This is a genomic window from Scandinavium sp. M-37, from assembly GCF_043558715.1.
Taxonomy (GTDB): Bacteria; Pseudomonadota; Gammaproteobacteria; order Enterobacterales; family Enterobacteriaceae; genus Scandinavium; species Scandinavium vulneris_A.
In genome coordinates this window covers 59,538-75,707 of record NZ_JBIGIN010000017.1, presented here as the reverse complement: position 1 = coordinate 75,707, position 16,170 = coordinate 59,538, and the positions used below count along the sequence as shown (strand labels likewise).

Annotated in this window: 15 protein-coding genes; 9 read left to right on the top strand and 6 right to left on the bottom strand. The window is 54.8% G+C overall.

Annotated features, from left to right (window positions below):
• The first annotated feature begins 20 nt into the window (after nucleotides 1-20).
• Together rnm and ACG0Z5_RS13955 are read left to right on the top strand one after the other, a co-directional pair.
• Complete coding sequence (rnm, locus tag ACG0Z5_RS13960) at nucleotides 21-899, top strand: RNase RNM (RefSeq protein WP_394448191.1); 879 nt, start codon at nucleotides 21-23, stop codon at nucleotides 897-899.
• On the top strand, nucleotides 896-1,516 hold the full coding sequence (locus tag ACG0Z5_RS13955) for an L-threonylcarbamoyladenylate synthase (RefSeq protein WP_319630116.1): 621 nt from the start codon (nucleotides 896-898) through the stop codon (nucleotides 1,514-1,516). Before rnm ends, ACG0Z5_RS13955 begins: the two co-directional genes overlap by 4 nt.
• Nucleotides 1,517-1,558: 42 nt before the next feature.
• On the opposite strand, the gene ACG0Z5_RS13950 is transcribed toward ACG0Z5_RS13955, so the two are convergent.
• Both ACG0Z5_RS13950 and ACG0Z5_RS13945 read right to left on the bottom strand, forming a co-directional pair.
• Nucleotides 1,559-1,966: a DUF2000 family protein gene (locus ACG0Z5_RS13950; protein ID WP_394448254.1), complete on the bottom strand. Its 408-nt coding sequence runs from the start codon at nucleotides 1,964-1,966 to the stop codon at nucleotides 1,559-1,561.
• Nucleotides 1,967-2,020: 54 nt separating this feature from the next.
• A complete protein-coding gene (locus tag ACG0Z5_RS13945; protein WP_394448189.1) occupies nucleotides 2,021-2,875 on the bottom strand; it encodes a helix-turn-helix domain-containing protein in 855 nt (284 codons plus the stop codon).
• Between the two features lie 269 nt (nucleotides 2,876-3,144).
• On the opposite strand from ACG0Z5_RS13945, the gene rluB reads away from it, so the two are divergent.
• Nucleotides 3,145-4,056 (top strand): 23S rRNA pseudouridine(2605) synthase RluB, encoded by a 912-nt coding sequence (gene rluB, locus ACG0Z5_RS13940; RefSeq protein WP_319630118.1) that lies wholly within the window; start codon nucleotides 3,145-3,147, stop codon nucleotides 4,054-4,056.
• A gap of 26 nt (nucleotides 4,057-4,082) precedes the next feature.
• Here the strand turns inward: rluB and cobO are convergent, their stop codons facing one another.
• Together cobO and ACG0Z5_RS13930 are read right to left on the bottom strand one after the other, a co-directional pair.
• Nucleotides 4,083-4,673, bottom strand: coding sequence for a cob(I)yrinic acid a,c-diamide adenosyltransferase (cobO, locus tag ACG0Z5_RS13935; RefSeq protein ID WP_394448187.1), 591 nt, complete (start codon nucleotides 4,671-4,673; stop codon nucleotides 4,083-4,085).
• On the bottom strand, nucleotides 4,670-5,428 hold the full coding sequence (locus ACG0Z5_RS13930) for a YciK family oxidoreductase (RefSeq protein WP_394448185.1): 759 nt from the start codon (nucleotides 5,426-5,428) through the stop codon (nucleotides 4,670-4,672). The genes cobO and ACG0Z5_RS13930 overlap by 4 nt, the downstream gene beginning before the upstream one ends.
• A 261-nt stretch (nucleotides 5,429-5,689) precedes the next feature.
• On the opposite strand from ACG0Z5_RS13930, the gene sohB reads away from it, so the two are divergent.
• On the top strand, nucleotides 5,690-6,736 hold the full coding sequence (gene sohB, locus ACG0Z5_RS13925) for a protease SohB (protein ID WP_394448183.1): 1,047 nt from the start codon (nucleotides 5,690-5,692) through the stop codon (nucleotides 6,734-6,736).
• 31 nt (nucleotides 6,737-6,767) lie between these two features.
• Here the strand turns inward: sohB and ACG0Z5_RS13920 are convergent, their stop codons facing one another.
• On the bottom strand, nucleotides 6,768-7,019 hold the full coding sequence (locus ACG0Z5_RS13920; protein ID WP_319630122.1) for a YciN family protein: 252 nt from the start codon (nucleotides 7,017-7,019) through the stop codon (nucleotides 6,768-6,770).
• A gap of 426 nt (nucleotides 7,020-7,445) precedes the next feature.
• Here ACG0Z5_RS13920 and topA point away from each other — a divergent pair, with 426 nt between their 5' ends.
• The 5 genes from topA (at nucleotide 7,446) to acnA (ending at nucleotide 14,949) form a co-directional block, all read left to right on the top strand.
• Nucleotides 7,446-10,046, top strand: coding sequence for a type I DNA topoisomerase (topA, locus tag ACG0Z5_RS13915; protein ID WP_394448181.1), 2,601 nt, complete (start codon nucleotides 7,446-7,448; stop codon nucleotides 10,044-10,046).
• A 195-nt stretch (nucleotides 10,047-10,241) separates the two neighbouring features.
• On the top strand, nucleotides 10,242-11,216 hold the full coding sequence (gene cysB / locus ACG0Z5_RS13910; protein ID WP_394448179.1) for an HTH-type transcriptional regulator CysB: 975 nt from the start codon (nucleotides 10,242-10,244) through the stop codon (nucleotides 11,214-11,216).
• Nucleotides 11,217-11,564: 348 nt separating this feature from the next.
• Nucleotides 11,565-11,705: a YmiA family putative membrane protein gene (locus ACG0Z5_RS13905; protein ID WP_394448177.1), complete on the top strand. Its 141-nt coding sequence runs from the start codon at nucleotides 11,565-11,567 to the stop codon at nucleotides 11,703-11,705.
• A 298-nt stretch (nucleotides 11,706-12,003) separates the two neighbouring features.
• On the top strand, nucleotides 12,004-12,102 hold the full coding sequence (ymiC, locus tag ACG0Z5_RS13900; protein WP_319630125.1) for a small membrane protein YmiC: 99 nt from the start codon (nucleotides 12,004-12,006) through the stop codon (nucleotides 12,100-12,102).
• Between the two features lie 171 nt (nucleotides 12,103-12,273).
• Nucleotides 12,274-14,949 carry an aconitate hydratase AcnA gene (acnA, locus tag ACG0Z5_RS13895; RefSeq protein ID WP_394448175.1) on the top strand — a complete coding sequence of 892 codons (2,676 nt, stop codon included), beginning with the start codon at nucleotides 12,274-12,276 and terminating at the stop codon, nucleotides 14,947-14,949.
• Nucleotides 14,950-15,016: 67 nt separating this feature from the next.
• Here the strand turns inward: acnA and trpS are convergent, their stop codons facing one another.
• Nucleotides 15,017-16,036, bottom strand: a complete 1,020-nt coding sequence (gene trpS, locus ACG0Z5_RS13890; RefSeq protein ID WP_394448173.1) for a tryptophan--tRNA ligase — start codon at nucleotides 16,034-16,036, stop codon at nucleotides 15,017-15,019.
• Nucleotides 16,037-16,170: the final 134 nt, after the last annotated feature.

Here is a 16,170-nt window from a genome sequence, read left to right as displayed (position 1 = left end):
AACTGAACACCGGAGCAATTTTGAGCGACCATCCCTACGCCGTGATTTACGACCTGCACAGCCACACCACTGCCTCTGATGGCCGTCTGACGCCGGAAGAGTTGGTGCATCGTGCGCTGGAAATGCGCGTGGGTACGTTGGCCATTACCGATCATGATACCGTCGCAGCGATCCCCGCCGCCCGGGCTGAGATCGCCCGTGCCGGATTGCCGCTCGACCTGATTACCGGGGTGGAAATCTCCACCGTCTGGGAAAATCACGATATCCACATCGTCGGCCTGAATATTGATATCGACCATCCGGCAATGACCGAATTTTTGGCCGCGCAAACCGAGCGTCGCCAGCAGCGCGCCAAACTGATTGCCGAGCGTCTGGAAAAAGCGCAGATCCCGGGGGCGTGGGAAGGTGCGCTGGCACTGGCCGACGGCGCGGCGGTGACCCGAGGACACTTCGCCCGTTTTCTGGTGGAATCAGGCAGAGCGAGCAACTTTAACGATGTCTTTAAAAAGTATCTCGCTCGCGGTAAAACCGGTTACGTTCCGCCACAGTGGTGTACAATAGATCAAGCTATTGATGTGATTCATCATTCTGGCGGTAAGGCGGTAATTGCCCATCCGGGGCGTTACAACCTGTCTGCCAAGTGGCTGAAAAGATTGTTGGCCTTCTTCAGTGAATGTGGCGGCGATGCAATGGAAGTCGCCCAGTGCCAACAGGCTCCCCACGAGCGTGCGCAGCTTGCCGCTTATGCGAACCAGTACGGACTACTGGCGTCCCAGGGCTCTGATTTTCATCAGCCCTGTCCGTGGATTGAACTCGGACGTAAGCTGTGGCTCCCTGCGGGGGTGGAGGGCGTGTGGCAAAGCTGGGAACAGCCCCAAGATAAACGAGAGGAAGTATGAGTCAGTTTTTTTATGTTCACCCGGAAAACCCGCAGCAGCGTCTGATTAATCAGGCGGTAGAAATCGTGCGTAAGGGCGGCGTTATCGTCTATCCCACCGATTCCGGTTATGCACTCGGCTGCAAAATTGAAGACAAGGGCGCGATGGAGCGAATTTGCCGCATTCGCCATCTGCCAGACGGGCATAACTTTACCCTGATGTGCCGCGACCTGTCGGAACTGTCGACCTACGCCTATGTTGATAACGTGGCGTTTCGTCTGATCAAGAACAACACCCCTGGCAACTACACTTTTATCCTGAAAGGGACCAAAGAAGTGCCGCGCCGTCTGTTGCAGGAAAAGCGTAAAACCATCGGGATGCGCGTGCCGTCGAACCCGATTGCGCAGATGCTGCTCGAAGCGCTGGGCGAGCCGATGCTGTCGACCTCATTGATGCTGCCGGGCAGTGACTTTACCGAGTCCGATCCGGAAGAGATCAAAGACCGTCTGGAGAAGCAGGTGGACCTGATCATCCACGGCGGCTATCTCGGTCAGCAGCCGACCACGGTGATTGATATCACCGAAGATGCACCGGTCGTGCTGCGTGAAGGCGTTGGTGATGTGAAGCCGTTCCTGTAAATCGCCGGGAATGGCGGCTCTCGCCATTCCCCACGTCTTCACTCAGGGATGCAGTTTCAGCCCCTTGATCACCTTATCGACCGCCTTTTTAGGGCCGCGAATCGCCAGCCCGACCAGGTTCAGGTTATTGGCATCTTCTGCCAGAAACACCTCCCGATTGGCCGCATCGTGGCCCGTGGCAAACATCGCTTCCACATAAGGCGTCAGCGTCAATTCACGCTCCAGCCCTTTGCCATGCGCTTTTTGCAGCGCCGCCAGGTCAGCTTCAAATATCAGCATTGGCTCTCCGGCCAGTTTGCCATACTGGCGACCCAGGCTATCGACGTAGGGCTTACCTATAATTTCAGGCGCACCCGACGTTATGCCAGTGGCGAGAAAGGCCACCACGTTCAGACGCTGCCACGGGGCTAAATCATTGCGCACGATCAGTGCGTTTTTAGTATCAAAAATCACAGGTGTTCTCCAGTCATGTTGCAGGGGAACAGCATCGGAGAGTGGCGTTTTTTAATATAGAACGTTTGTGCACTGGCGCTGATAGGCCGCCGGAGAGAGGCGATAGGCGCGTTGGAACCAGCGTCCCATATGGCTTTGGTCAGAAAATCCAACCAGCAGAGCAACCTGCGCCGGATCCTGACCTTTGGCCAGTAGCATCCGCGCGGTACGTAAGCGCAGGCGCACCAGCCAGGCATGAGGGCTCAGGCCGAACGTCTTCTTGAACTGACGGCTGAGGCGAAAGCGATCGAGTCCTGCCCAGGCGGCAAGTTCGTCCAGCCCAATGTCGCTCCCCATCCGGTCATGCAGATAATCCCGCACCTGATACATCTGACGCTGAGAGTCACTCAGGGTGGACGTCGGCGCAGGGCGGATATGTCGGGAAAGTAGCGACAGCAGATGGTCGAGACTCTGATCCCGGGCGAGCTTGCCTTCCTGATGATGGATAGCAAAGACGCTTTGCCCAATGGCATGGGTGAGTCGGTCATCGTCCGTCAGCGTAGTGCGAAAGGCTGATTCCAGGCCCGAAATATCGCCCAACCCACGCGCGTCCATCATTACGGAAAGCCAGCGCTGCGGGATGTACAGCATCGAATAAGTAAAGCCCTGTGCATCCGGAGCATGCCCGTCATGGACCGCACCTGGCTCAATCAAAATCGCGCGGCCCGGGGTGCTGGTGTGCAGCGCCCGGTGGCAGTGAAAGCGCTGTAAGCCCTGATGCGTGACACCTATCAGCACTTCGTCATGATCATGCGGATCGTAGGCATGGCCTTTAAAGTGGGCGCAGACGCTCTCTATTCCGGTTTCGGCATCGTGTTGAAGGGTCAGCCAGCTGTCAGGATGCGGTCTTTCATCGGCGTCTTTCATTGAGCAGTTCCGAAAAAAACGAGACAAACATTATTAGCATGAATATTTACCAGGTAAAGTTCCTCTCGTTTAAGGTGGGTTGAAGCTTAACGAGATGAATCATTTACCCTAAAATTCATGTAAGATGTGCGGTCACATGGCGCTGCATTGGTTGAAAAGTGTTCAATTGCAGCCGGGAATGAGTTCTGTCAATGCGTTAAGAGTTGTCTAACGAGTTGATTTTGCATGTATACCAGACGCCTGGGAAGGCGACACCTAAAGGATGCTCGATGAGCGAGAAATTACAGAAAGTGCTGGCCCGCGCCGGCCACGGCTCCCGCCGTGAAATCGAAACTATGATTCAGGCAGGTCGCGTCAGCGTTGATGGCAAAGTCGCCACGCTGGGCGATCGTGTTGAAGTTATCCCCGGGCTTAAAATTCGTATCGACGGACACCTGATTTCCGTTAAAGAGTCCGTGGAACAGATTTGTCGCGTGCTGGCGTATTACAAGCCAGAAGGCGAATTGTGTACCCGCAGCGACCCGGAAGGGCGTCCGACGGTATTTGACCGTCTGCCTAAACTGCGCGGGGCGCGCTGGATTGCCGTAGGGCGTCTGGACGTGAACACCTGCGGTCTGTTGCTGTTTACCACCGACGGTGAGCTGGCGAATCGTCTGATGCACCCGAGCCGTGAAGTTGAGCGTGAATACGCCGTGCGCGTGTTTGGTGAAGTCGACGACAACAAAGTCCGTCAGCTGTCGCGTGGCGTGCAGCTGGAAGATGGCCCGGCGGCGTTCAAAACCATCAAATTTACCGGTGGGGAAGGCATTAACCAGTGGTACAACGTGACCCTGACCGAAGGGCGTAACCGCGAAGTGCGTCGTCTGTGGGAAGCGGTTGGCGTGCAGGTGAGCCGTCTGATCCGTGTCCGCTACGGCGATATCCCCCTGCCGAAAGGCCTGCCACGCGGCGGTTACACCGAACTGGATTTGGCCCAGACCAACTACCTGCGTGAACTGGTAGAGCTGAAGCCGGAAACCGAATCAAAAGTGGCGGTGGAGAAAGATCGTCGTCGCATGAAGGCGAACCAGATCCGCCGCGCGGTGAAACGCCACACTCAGGTGGGCGCTAAACCCGCCAAGCCGAAGGGCGGTGGCAGCGCGCGCCGCTCCAGCAGCCGTAACAACGGCAGCGGTTCGTAATACGAAAAGGCCCCTCGGGGCCTTTTTTAATAGTCGATACCCAGTTGGGCTTTAATGCCCGCATCAAAGGCGTGCTTCACCGGGCGCAGTTCGCTCACCGTATCCGCCATCTCCAGAATATCCCGATGACAGCCGCGACCAGTGATGATCACCGTCTGGTGTGCCGGGCGCGCACGCAGCGCGGTTAGCACCACTTCCAGCGGTAAATAGTCGTAGGCCACCATATAGGTCAGCTCGTCGAGGATAACCATATCCAGCGTGTCGTCCGCCATCATGCGCTTCGCATGTTGCCAGACCGACAGACAGGCGGCGGTATCGCCTTCTTTATCCTGCGTATTCCATGTAAATCCGGTGGCCATCACCTGAAATTCGACGCCGTGCGGCTCCAGCAGGTTGCGCTCGCCGTTAGGCCATTCGCCTTTGATAAACTGGATGACCCCGACTTTCTTACCGTGACCGACGGCGCGCGTGGCTGTGCCAAACGCCGCGGTGGTTTTTCCTTTACCGTTTCCGGTGAGCACCAGCAGAATGCCGCGCTCCTCCTGGGCCTCGGCCACGCGGGCGTCTACTTTCTCTTTCAGTCGCTGCTGGCGTTCCTGATGACGGGAGTCACTCATTGCGAAATTCCTGGTTTACGGCCCGGCTGGGCATCAAAGGTGGTCCCGGTTTTGCGACGGCTGTCGTCGCCCATCAGCCACAGATACAGCGGCATGATATCGGCAGGGGTTTTCAGTTTCTGCGGATCTTCCGTCGGGAACGCGCTGGCGCGCATCCCGGTGCGGGTGCCGCCTGGGTTAATGCAGTTGACCCGCAGCTGGCCCTGATACTCTTCCGCCAGTACCTGCATCATGCCCTCGGTGGCGAATTTTGACACCGCATAGGCGCCCCAGTTGGCACGCCCTTGCTGTCCCACGCTGGAGGAGGTGAAGACCAGCGAGCCGGAATCAGACTTGAGTAATAAAGGAAGAAGTGCCTGGGTGAGCATGAACGTCCCGTTGACGTTGACCTGCATCACATCCTGCCAGACATCAATTTTTTGCTGATCCATTGGCACAACATCCCCTAACAGCCCGGCGTTATGCAGCACGCCATCGAGACGTGGATAATGAATGCTGATTTTCTGCGCCAACTGCTGACATGCCTCTGGCGTACAGGTGAGTAAATCGAGAATAAACCACTGCGACGCAATGCCGCCTTCCTGTTGGATCTGCTGGGCGACGGCCCGCAGTTTGTCTTCGTTGCGGCCGACAAGGATGACGCTCGCGCCATAGCGGGCGTAGGTCAGGGCGGCTTCGCGTCCGATACCATCACTTGCCCCTGTGACCAGAATGATGCGGTTTTGTAGCAAATCACGCTGTGGTTGATAATGCACGGCCTGTCTCCTGTAGCGCTTCGTTGCGCCACGTTACTGTTCTGTTTCTGTTTGTTCGCTTTTCGGCTTTATGCCCTAAACGGCGAGGTATTTCAATCAGCCAGGCGGAAAGCCTGTTCAGAATTAACATTTTGCAATCATTTCATTGACGGAGAAAATACGGGAAGCGTGCTCGCAGCGTACAATTCAGGCGGGAGACGCACCGTTTGGGCTGTTGTACACTGTGTGCGATAACCGAGTGATTCTTTTCAAGGTGGAAGCGTGGAACTACTTTCTCAATATGGGTTGTTTTTGGCGAAAATCGCCACGATTGTGGTCGCGATTGCGGTGGTTGCTACGCTTATCGTGAATCTTACCCGACGTAAGCGGCAGCGCGGAGAGCTGCGGATCACCAATCTCAGTGAACAATATAAAGAGATGCAGGACGACATGAGCGTGGCGCTGCTGGATGGCCCGCAACAAAAACTCTGGCACAAAGCGCAGAAGAAAAAGCACAAGCTTGAAGCAAAAAATGCCAAAGCCAATGCGAAGAAGGGGGTGACAGCGCCAGGTGATAAACCGAAAGTCTGGGTGCTGGATTTCAAAGGCAGTATGGACGCCCATGAGGTGACTGCGCTGCGTGAAGAAGTGACGGCGGTGCTGGCGGTGATTAAGCCGCAGGATCAGGTGGTGCTGCGTCTGGAAAGCCCTGGCGGCGTGGTACACGGCTACGGTCTGGCGGCGTCGCAGCTCCAGCGCCTGCGCGATAAAAATATCCCGCTGACCATCGCGGTCGATAAAGTCGCGGCCAGCGGCGGCTACATGATGGCCTGCGTCGGCAATCGAATTGTCTCCGCACCCTTTGCGATTATCGGTTCGATAGGCGTAGTGGCGCAAATCCCAAACTTTAACCGATTCCTGAAAAACAAGGACATCGACATCGAGCTGCACACTGCGGGGCAATATAAGCGCACCTTGACGCTGCTCGGTGAGAATACCGAAGAAGGGCGGCAGAAATTCCGCGAAGACCTCAACGAGACGCATCATCTGTTTAAGGACTTTGTGCATCAAATGCGTCCGCAACTGGACATTGAACAGGTGGCGACCGGCGAACATTGGTACGGACAGCAGGCGCAGGAAAAAGGACTGGTCGATGAGATCGGCACCAGTGACGATCTGCTGCTGGGGCTGATGGATGGTCACGAGGTGCTGAACGTACGTTATCTGCAACGCAAGAAACTGATGGACCGTTTTACCGGTAGCGCCGCCGAAAGCGCTGACCATTTGCTGATGCGCTGGTGGCAGCGTGGGCAAAAACCAATGATGTAAACGAAATGCGAGGCCGAAGCCTCGCATTTTTTTAATCTACCAGGTGGTATTTTTCTGACAGCTGGTGAGCGAGATATTTGAACATATTGAATACCGCCGTGCTTTTTGCCGTCGGTAAACCTTGCTCATCGAGATAGAATTCGCCGCTGAAGACCAGCACGCCGTTACGCTGTGTGACGTCGGTGGCCTCGATACCTTTCATGGTGTCGTCGTGGTCACGAATCAGGCGGTTGGCTTCTGCCAGTAGGGACTGCTTGTCAATTGGTTGGGATGGTTCTTGCATCTCTGACTCCTCTAAAACACTGCCAATAGTCTACGCCGCGTGTGCCGTACGGGCAAATTTTCCCTGTGAAAGACAAGGACATCGCGCAGGGCCGTCTGCTGGCAGGAATTGCTTTTGCATGCTAATAAAGTTGCGTAACGGATTTTATCAGGTACAGTGTGACGCTTTCGCAATCTGGCAACAGATTTGCTTGACATTCGACCGAAAATTCTTCGTGCTATACCACCTGGCAGGAAAAGGCCAGCAAACTCAATCCTCTGACTCAGGCTTCTGGGGCCAGGCCAGAGAAGGGGTTGATATCCATTGACGCCGCCACAAGATTTAGGCACGTCGCCAGTGGAAGGTGAATTCAAGTGCGATATATGCGCCGCATCCTTTTGGGATGGGTGTGTATTCCTGGAAGAATCAAATTAGGTAAAGGTGAATATGGGTAAAGCTCTCGTTATCGTTGAGTCCCCGGCAAAAGCCAAAACGATCAATAAGTATCTGGGTAATGACTACGTGGTTAAATCCAGCGTGGGTCATATCCGCGATCTGCCGACAAGTGGCTCAGCAAGCAAAAAGAGCGCTGACTCTACCGCCGCCAAACCGGCCAAAAAGCCGAAAAAAGATGAGCGCGGCGCGCTGGTCAACCGCATGGGCGTGGATCCGTGGCACGACTGGGCTGCCCAGTATGAAGTGCTGCCAGGAAAAGAAAAGGTTGTCGCTGAACTCAAACAGTTAGCCGAAAAAGCTGACCACATCTATCTCGCAACCGACCTTGACCGCGAAGGGGAAGCCATTGCATGGCACCTGCGGGAAGTGATAGGCGGTGATGACTCGCGCTATAGCCGCGTGGTGTTTAACGAGATAACCAAGAATGCGATTCGTCAGGCGTTTGACACGCCGGGCGAACTGAACATTGACCGTGTTAACGCTCAGCAGGCGCGTCGCTTTGTCGATCGCGTGGTGGGTTACATGGTTTCTCCGCTGCTGTGGAAAAAAATCGCCCGTGGCCTGTCTGCGGGACGCGTGCAGTCGGTTGCGGTGCGTCTGGTGGTCGAGCGTGAGCGTGAAATTAAAGCGTTCGTCCCGGAAGAGTTCTGGGAAATTGACGCCAATACCTCCACGCCGTCAGGTGAGGCGCTGCCGCTCGAAGTCAGCCATCATAATGACAAGCCGTTCCGTCCGGTTACCCGCGACGAAACCATGGCGGCCGTTAGCCTGCTTGAAAAAGCACGCTACACCGTGCTTGAGCGTGAAGATAAGCCAACCAGCAGCAAGCCCGGCGCGCCGTTCATTACCTCCACGCTGCAACAGGCGGCAAGTACCCGTCTCGGTTACGGCGTGAAGAAAACCATGATGATGGCTCAGCGTCTGTATGAAGCGGGTTACATCACCTATATGCGTACTGACTCTACCAACCTGAGTCAGGACGCGGTGAACATGGTTCGCGACTACATTGGCGATAACTTCGGCAAGAAATATCTGCCGGAAAACGCCAATCAGTACACCAGCAAAGAGAACTCTCAGGAAGCGCACGAAGCGATTCGTCCTTCTGATGTCGCGGTGCTGGCGGAGTCGCTGAAAGATATGGAAGCCGACGCGCAGAAGCTGTATCAGCTGATTTGGCGTCAGTTTGTGGCCTGTCAGATGACACCTGCGCAGTACGATTCCACCACGCTGACCGTTGGCGCGGGTGATTTCAAACTGAAAGCGCGTGGCCGTACCCTGCGTTTCGACGGCTGGACGAAAGTCATGCCTGCGTTGCGCAAAGGGGATGAAGACCGCACCCTGCCACCGGTGAAAAAAGGCGAAGAGCTGTCACTGGTTGAGCTGCTTCCGGCGCAACACTTTACCAAGCCGCCAGCGCGTTTCAGCGAAGCGTCATTGGTTAAAGAACTGGAAAAACGTGGTATTGGTCGTCCGTCTACTTATGCGTCGATCATTTCGACCATTCAGGATCGCGGCTATGTTCGTTCGGAAAACCGTCGTTTCTACGCCGAGAAAATGGGCGAAATCGTTACCGATCGTCTGGAAGCCAACTTCCGCGAGCTGATGAACTACGACTTCACCGCGCAGATGGAGAGCAGCCTTGACCAGGTCGCGAATCATCAGGCCGAGTGGAAACAGGTACTGAACGATTTCTTCGGCGACTTTACCCGTCAGCTGGAAACCGCTGAGAAGGATCCGGAAGAAGGCGGGATGCAGCCTAACTCGATGATCCTCACCAGCATCGACTGCCCGACCTGTGGTCGTAAGATGGGCATTCGTACTGCCAGCACCGGCGTATTCCTGGGCTGTTCCGGCTATGCGTTACCGCCGAAAGAGCGTTGCAAAACCACCATTAACCTGGTGCCGGAAAACGAAGTGCTGAACGTGCTCGAAGGCGATGATGCGGAAACCAACGCGCTGCGTGCTAAGCGCCGTTGTGCCAAGTGTGGCACCGCGATGGACAGCTATCTTATCGATCCGAAGCGCAAGCTGCATGTCTGCGGTAATAACCCGACCTGCGACGGCTACGAAATCGAAGAAGGTGAGTTCCGTATCAAGGGGTATGACGGCCCTATCGTTGAGTGTGAGAAGTGTGGTTCTGAAATGCACCTGAAAATGGGGCGTTTTGGTAAGTACATGGCGTGCACCAACGACGACTGTAAAAATACCCGTAAGATCCTGCGTAACGGTGAAGTCGCGCCGCCGAAAGAAGATCCGGTTCCGCTGCCAGAACTGCCGTGTGAGAAATCAGACGCGTACTTCGTTCTGCGTGACGGGGCGGCAGGGGTGTTCCTCGCCGCCAATACCTTCCCGAAATCGCGTGAGACCCGAGCGCCGCTGGTGGAAGAGTTGTACCGCTTCCGCGATCGCCTGCCGGAAAAACTGCGCTATTTGGCGGATGCCCCGCAGGAAGACCCGCAGGGCAACAAGACCATGGTGCGTTTCAGCCGTAAAACCAAGCAGCAGTACGTGGCTTCGGAAAAAGACGGTAAAGCGACCGGCTGGTCTGCCTTCTTCATCGACGGTAAGTGGCAAGAAGTCGCAAAAAAATAACGTTTTTTTGCACCACTGAATCATCCTCTAAGGGCCGCTCTGCGGCCCTTTTGTTTAGGGGAAATCACCTGCGTTATTATTTTTTCATCCCATCTATACACATCCGGTATAAATGATATAGTGGTTATAGTTAACCTATTTCTTATTATTAAATCGTATTAGGCATCAGTGCCATACGCATATCGGATACCGGTCATGAAACTACAGCAACTCCGTTATATCGTTGAGGTTGTGAACCATAACCTCAATGTCTCCTCGACTGCTGAAGGGCTATATACCTCTCAGCCGGGCATCAGTAAACAGGTTCGCATGCTCGAGGATGAGTTGGGTATTCAGATCTTCGCCCGCAGCGGAAAACACCTGACGCAGGTTACGCCCGCCGGACAGGAAATTATCCGTATTGCGCGGGAAGTGCTGTCCAAAGTGGATGCGATTAAGTCGGTAGCAGGGGAGCACACCTGGCCTGACAAAGGTTCGCTGTACGTTGCCACCACTCACACGCAGGCCCGATACGCGCTGCCAGGCGTTATCAAAGGGTTTATCGAGCGTTATCCGCGCGTCTCACTGCATATGCACCAGGGTTCGCCGACGCAAATCGCAGAGGCGGTCTCCAAAGGGAATGCGGATTTTGCTATCGCCACCGAAGCGCTGCATCTTTACGATGACCTGGTGATGCTGCCGTGCTACCACTGGAACCGCTCGATTGTGGTGACGCCGGATCACCCTCTGGCAGGGAAAGGATCAGTCACTATTGAAGAACTGGCACAGTATCCGCTGGTAACGTATACCTTTGGCTTTACCGGCCGCTCCGAACTGGATACCGCCTTCAACCGTGCAGGGCTGACGCCGCGGATCGTATTCACCGCCACTGATGCCGACGTGATTAAAACCTACGTCCGGCTGGGCTTAGGCGTGGGTGTGATTGCCAGCATGGCGGTTGATCCCATTTCCGACCCGGACCTGATTAAGCTCGAAGCAGGGGATATCTTCAGCCACAGTACCACCAAAATCGGGTTCCGCCGTAGCACCTTCCTGCGCAGCTATATGTATGATTTCATTCAGCGCTTTGCCCCGCATCTGACCCGTGATGTGGTGGATACCGCCGTGGCGTTGCGTTCTAATGAAGATATCGAAGAGATGTTTAAAGATATCAAATTGCCCGAGAAATAGTTTCCTGGGTCATTAATAGTGATATCCCCCAGCCGGGGGATATCGTGAAATAGATCACTTAACGTAAATTAAAATCTCCCTCATTTGCATTTACTGCCTTTCTGGTCGCCACTCCCCACGTTCTTTTTCGCCTGACTATCCTGTTAAATGCCGACAAAAGTAGAAACTATTTTGCTGCTACGCAAATTTTACTCGTCAATTATTTATTTGCCGTCAAAGATTGAAGATTCAACGGGTCAGGATTCGTAAAATCGCTGGATTTTTGGCGCTTTTTTAATTAGGATTTATCTCAATGGTGATTAATCGTACCGATTGTTCGGTGCAATACTGATAAGTGATACCGATTGTATGAGGTTAGCAATGCCTTCAGGACGTGAAGAACCGCAGAAGGAAGCTGAGCTGAAACGTAAAGCCTGGCTGGCGGTATTCCTGGGCTCCGCGCTGTTTTGGGTAGTGGTTGCAGTGCTCATCTGGAAATATTGGGGTTAAAAATGGTTGTTTCTGGTCAAAGTGTGTCCGTGAAGCCTACATGTCAGTCAAATGACAAACCACAGAGCCGCAAAAAGCCGACGGCGACCGTTCCCGCATCCTGGAAACTGACAACGCAGCAGCAGGATTTTATTGATTCCTTTGCTGATGCTGATAATAAAAAACGTTAATTCATCCCTTTGATTGTTTCTGTGAGTTGTTGGTACTTTCCGTTTTGTACTCGTTAATAAATACACCACAGCAATAAGAGCGCTGCCTGAATGGGCAGTAAAAATGAGTAACTATTTGGTGTTATATTATGAATACGAACCGTAGCACGAAATACTGGGCCTGGATGGGGGCGTTTTCACTCTCAGTCCTTTTCTGGTGCCAGCTGGTCTTGATGCTCATCAAATAATCCTCTGACAAACCCGACGCTTACGTCGGGTTTTCCTTTTTTACCTGCCCCGTTTATCGTCCATTTAGCAATTCGGGTTGTTATCAAAGCGTTACGTTGAGGTTGTGTTATCTTTATAGACAGACCCTGAGGAGTTTCAGGGCTCGCAATCCCTGTCATAAAGGAGGAGCTATGTCGTCAACCCTACGAGAAGCCAGTAAGGACACGCTACAGGCCAAGGCCAAAACGTATCACTATTATAGCCTGCCGCTGGCCGCCAAAACCCTTGGCGATCTTACCCGTTTGCCTAAATCACTCAAAGTCCTGCTCGAAAACCTGCTGCGCTGGCAGGACGGTGATTCCGTTACTGAAGAAGATATTCACGCCCTGGCCGGGTGGCTGAAAAATGCCCATGCTGACCGTGAAATAGCCTATCGTCCGGCCCGTGTGCTGATGCAGGATTTCACCGGCGTGCCCGCAGTGGTTGATCTCGCGGCGATGCGTGAGGCGGTGAAACGCCTCGGCGGCGATACCGCAAAGGTCAATCCGCTCTCGCCCGTGGACCTGGTGATTGACCACTCGGTGACCGTCGATCACTTTGGTGATGACGACGCGTTTGGTGAAAACGTGCGCCTTGAAATGGAGCGTAACCACGAACGCTATGCATTTTTGCGCTGGGGGCAACAGGCGTTCAGCCGCTTTAGCGTCGTGCCGCCGGGTACCGGTATTTGCCACCAGGTCAACCTGGAATATCTTGGTAAAGCGGTGTGGAGTGAACTGCAAAATGGCGAATGGATTGCCTATCCGGACACCTTAGTCGGCACCGACTCCCATACCACGATGATCAACGGCCTCGGGGTGCTCGGTTGGGGCGTCGGCGGGATTGAAGCGGAAGCGGCGATGCTCGGCCAGCCAGTTTCAATGCTTATCCCGGACGTGGTCGGTTTTAAACTGACCGGCAAACTACGCGAAGGGATCACCGCCACTGACCTGGTATTGACCGTCACCCAGATGTTGCGAAAGCACGGCGTGGTCGGAAAATTTGTCGAATTCTACGGCGACGGACTCGACACGCTGCCGCTGGCAGACCGGGCCACCATCGCCAATATGGCACCGGAATACGGTGCAACCTGCGGCTTCTTCCCGATCGATGGCGTGACGCTGGAATACATGCGCCTCAGTGGACGCAGTGAAGATCAAATCGAGCTGGTGGAGACCTACGCCAAAGCCCAGGGGATGTGGCGCAATACCGGCGATGAACCGGTGTTTACCAGCACCCTTGAACTGGACATGGACGAGGTTGAGGCCAGTCTGGCCGGGCCAAAACGTCCGCAGGACCGCGTGGCGCTGGGCGATGTGCCGAAAGCCTTTGCCCAGAGTTCCGAACTGGAACTCAATACCGCGCAAAAAGACCGTAATCCAGTCGACTATACGTTGAACGGGCATCAGTATCAGTTGCCCGACGGGGCCGTGGTTATCGCGGCGATCACCTCCTGTACCAACACTTCAAACCCAAGCGTATTGATGGCCGCCGGTTTGCTGGCGAAAAAAGCCGTTAAGCTGGGGCTGGTTCGCCAACCGTGGGTAAAAGCCTCGCTAGCGCCAGGATCGAAAGTGGTGTCGGATTATCTGGCTCACGCTAAGCTGACGCCGTATCTCGATGAACTGGGGTTTAATCTGGTGGGGTACGGCTGTACCACCTGTATCGGTAACTCGGGTCCACTGCCAGACCCGATTGAAACGGCGATTAAAAAAGGCGACTTGACCGTAGGGGCGGTGCTCTCCGGCAACCGTAACTTCGAAGGTCGTATTCATCCGCTGGTAAAAACCAACTGGCTGGCCTCGCCGCCGCTGGTGGTGGCCTACGCGCTGGCGGGCAATATGAATATTAATCTGCTCACCGATCCACTGGGACACGACCAAAAGGGCGACCCGGTGTATTTGAAAGATATCTGGCCGAGCGGGAAAGAGATTGCTCGCGCGGTAGAAGAAGTCTCTACCGAAATGTTCCGCAAAGAGTATGCCGAAGTATTTGAAGGCACGCCGGAGTGGAAAGCCATTAAGGTCGACAAATCAGATACCTACGGTTGGCAGCAGGATTCCACTTACATCCGTCTGTCACCGTTCTTCGACGACATGGGCGTAGAGCCGGATCCGGTGGAAGATATTCGCGGGGCGCGTATTCTGGCGATGCTTGGGGATTCAGTTACCACCGACCATATCTCTCCGGCGGGCAATATCAAAGCAGACAGCCCGGCGGGGCGCTATTTGCAAAACCACGGCGTTGAGCGTCGCGATTTCAACTCCTACGGTTCACGACGCGGTAACCATGAAGTCATGATGCGCGGGACTTTTGCCAACATCCGTATCCGCAATGAAATGGTGCCGGGCGTGGAAGGCGGCATGACGCGCCATCTGCCGGGATCAGAGGTCATTTCGATTTACGATGCGGCCATGCGTTACCAGGAGCAGGGCACGCCGCTGGCGGTGATCGCCGGGAAAGAGTACGGTTCCGGCTCGAGCCGTGACTGGGCCGCGAAAGGCCCACGTCTGTTGGGCGTGCGGGTGGTTATTTCCGAATCGTTCGAGCGTATTCACCGTTCGAACCTGATCGGAATGGGCATTTTACCGCTGGAGTTCCCGCAGGGCACCACGCGTAACACGCTGGGGCTGACGGGCGAAGAGCAGATAGACATTACCGATTTGCAAAGCCTGAAACCAGGGGCTAGCGTGCCGGTGACCCTGACGCGCGCTGACGGTAAAAAGGTCGTGATTGAGTGTCGTTGCCGTATTGATACCGCCACCGAACTGACTTACTACCAGAATGACGGCATCCTGCACTATGTGATTCGCAATATGCTTCGTTAATGCAAAAATCCGGGCCTACAGACCTAACTGTAGGCCCGGTAAACACAGTGCCACCGGGCACCATCGCTCAGAACATCACCGGTAATCCCAACCCGCGTTTGACTGCCACGAGCGTTTCCTGCGTGCGCTGATGCGCCTTTTCACTGCCTTGCTTCAGCAATCCCATCAGCATCTCTTTATCGGCGATATACCGCTGACGACGTTCGCGCACAGGGGCCAGCAGAGTTTGCAGGCAATCCTCCAGCTCGTTTTTGCACTGTCGGTCGCCGAGGCCGCCTTGCTGATAGTGCGCTTTCATCTCCGCGACTTTATCGCTGTCGGGATGGAACGCATCGAGATACGTGAATACGACGTTGCCTTCAATCTTACCTGGGTCGCTAATCCGCAGATGGTCCGGATCGGTGTACATCGCGCTGACCGCCCGATGAATGTCCTCTTCACTGGCGGAAAGCGTTAACGTATTGCCCAGTGATTTCGACATTTTGGCCGCACCGTCAATGCCCGGCAGGCGGCTGGTGGCGCTCAGCAGCGCTTTGCAATGGCGCAGCACCGGCGCATCCAGCAGGCTGTTCATCTTATGCACAATCTCATTGGTTTGCTCAATCATGGGTAGCTGATCGTCGCCGACCGGCACCAGATCGGCTCCAAACGCGGTAATGTCTGCCGCCTGACTGATCGGATAGACCAGGAAACCGGTGGGCAGCGAGCGGGAGAAGCCTTTCTGCTGGATCTCATTTTTTACCGTGGGATTACGTTCCACCCGCGAGACGGTAACGATGTTCATATACAGCATGGTCAATTCCGCCAGCGCGGGCAGGGCCGATTGCAGGCAGATAGTGGTACGCAGCGGATCAATTCCCACCGCCAGATAATCGGCCATCACTTCTAGCACGTTACGGGCGATTTTTTCCGGCTGCGAGCCGTTATCGGTCAGGCCCTGTAAATCGGCGATCAGAATGTACTGTGGGTGTATGGCCTGTAGTTCGACGCGCTGGCGCAAAGAGCCCGCGTAATGGCCAAGATGCAGCTGCCCGGTAGGACGGTCGCCGGTCAAAATAACGTGCTGTGTAGAGAGTGAGTGTGTCATCAGAAGCTCCTGTATGTGGCCCCGGAGACGGTTCTGTTGACAGAGTGGACGCCTTCCGGCGGCCTGAGAGTAAAAAAGAGTAGGGGATATCAGGCTGCCTTGATTAAGGCTGCCACCAACGCAAAGTGAGGGAG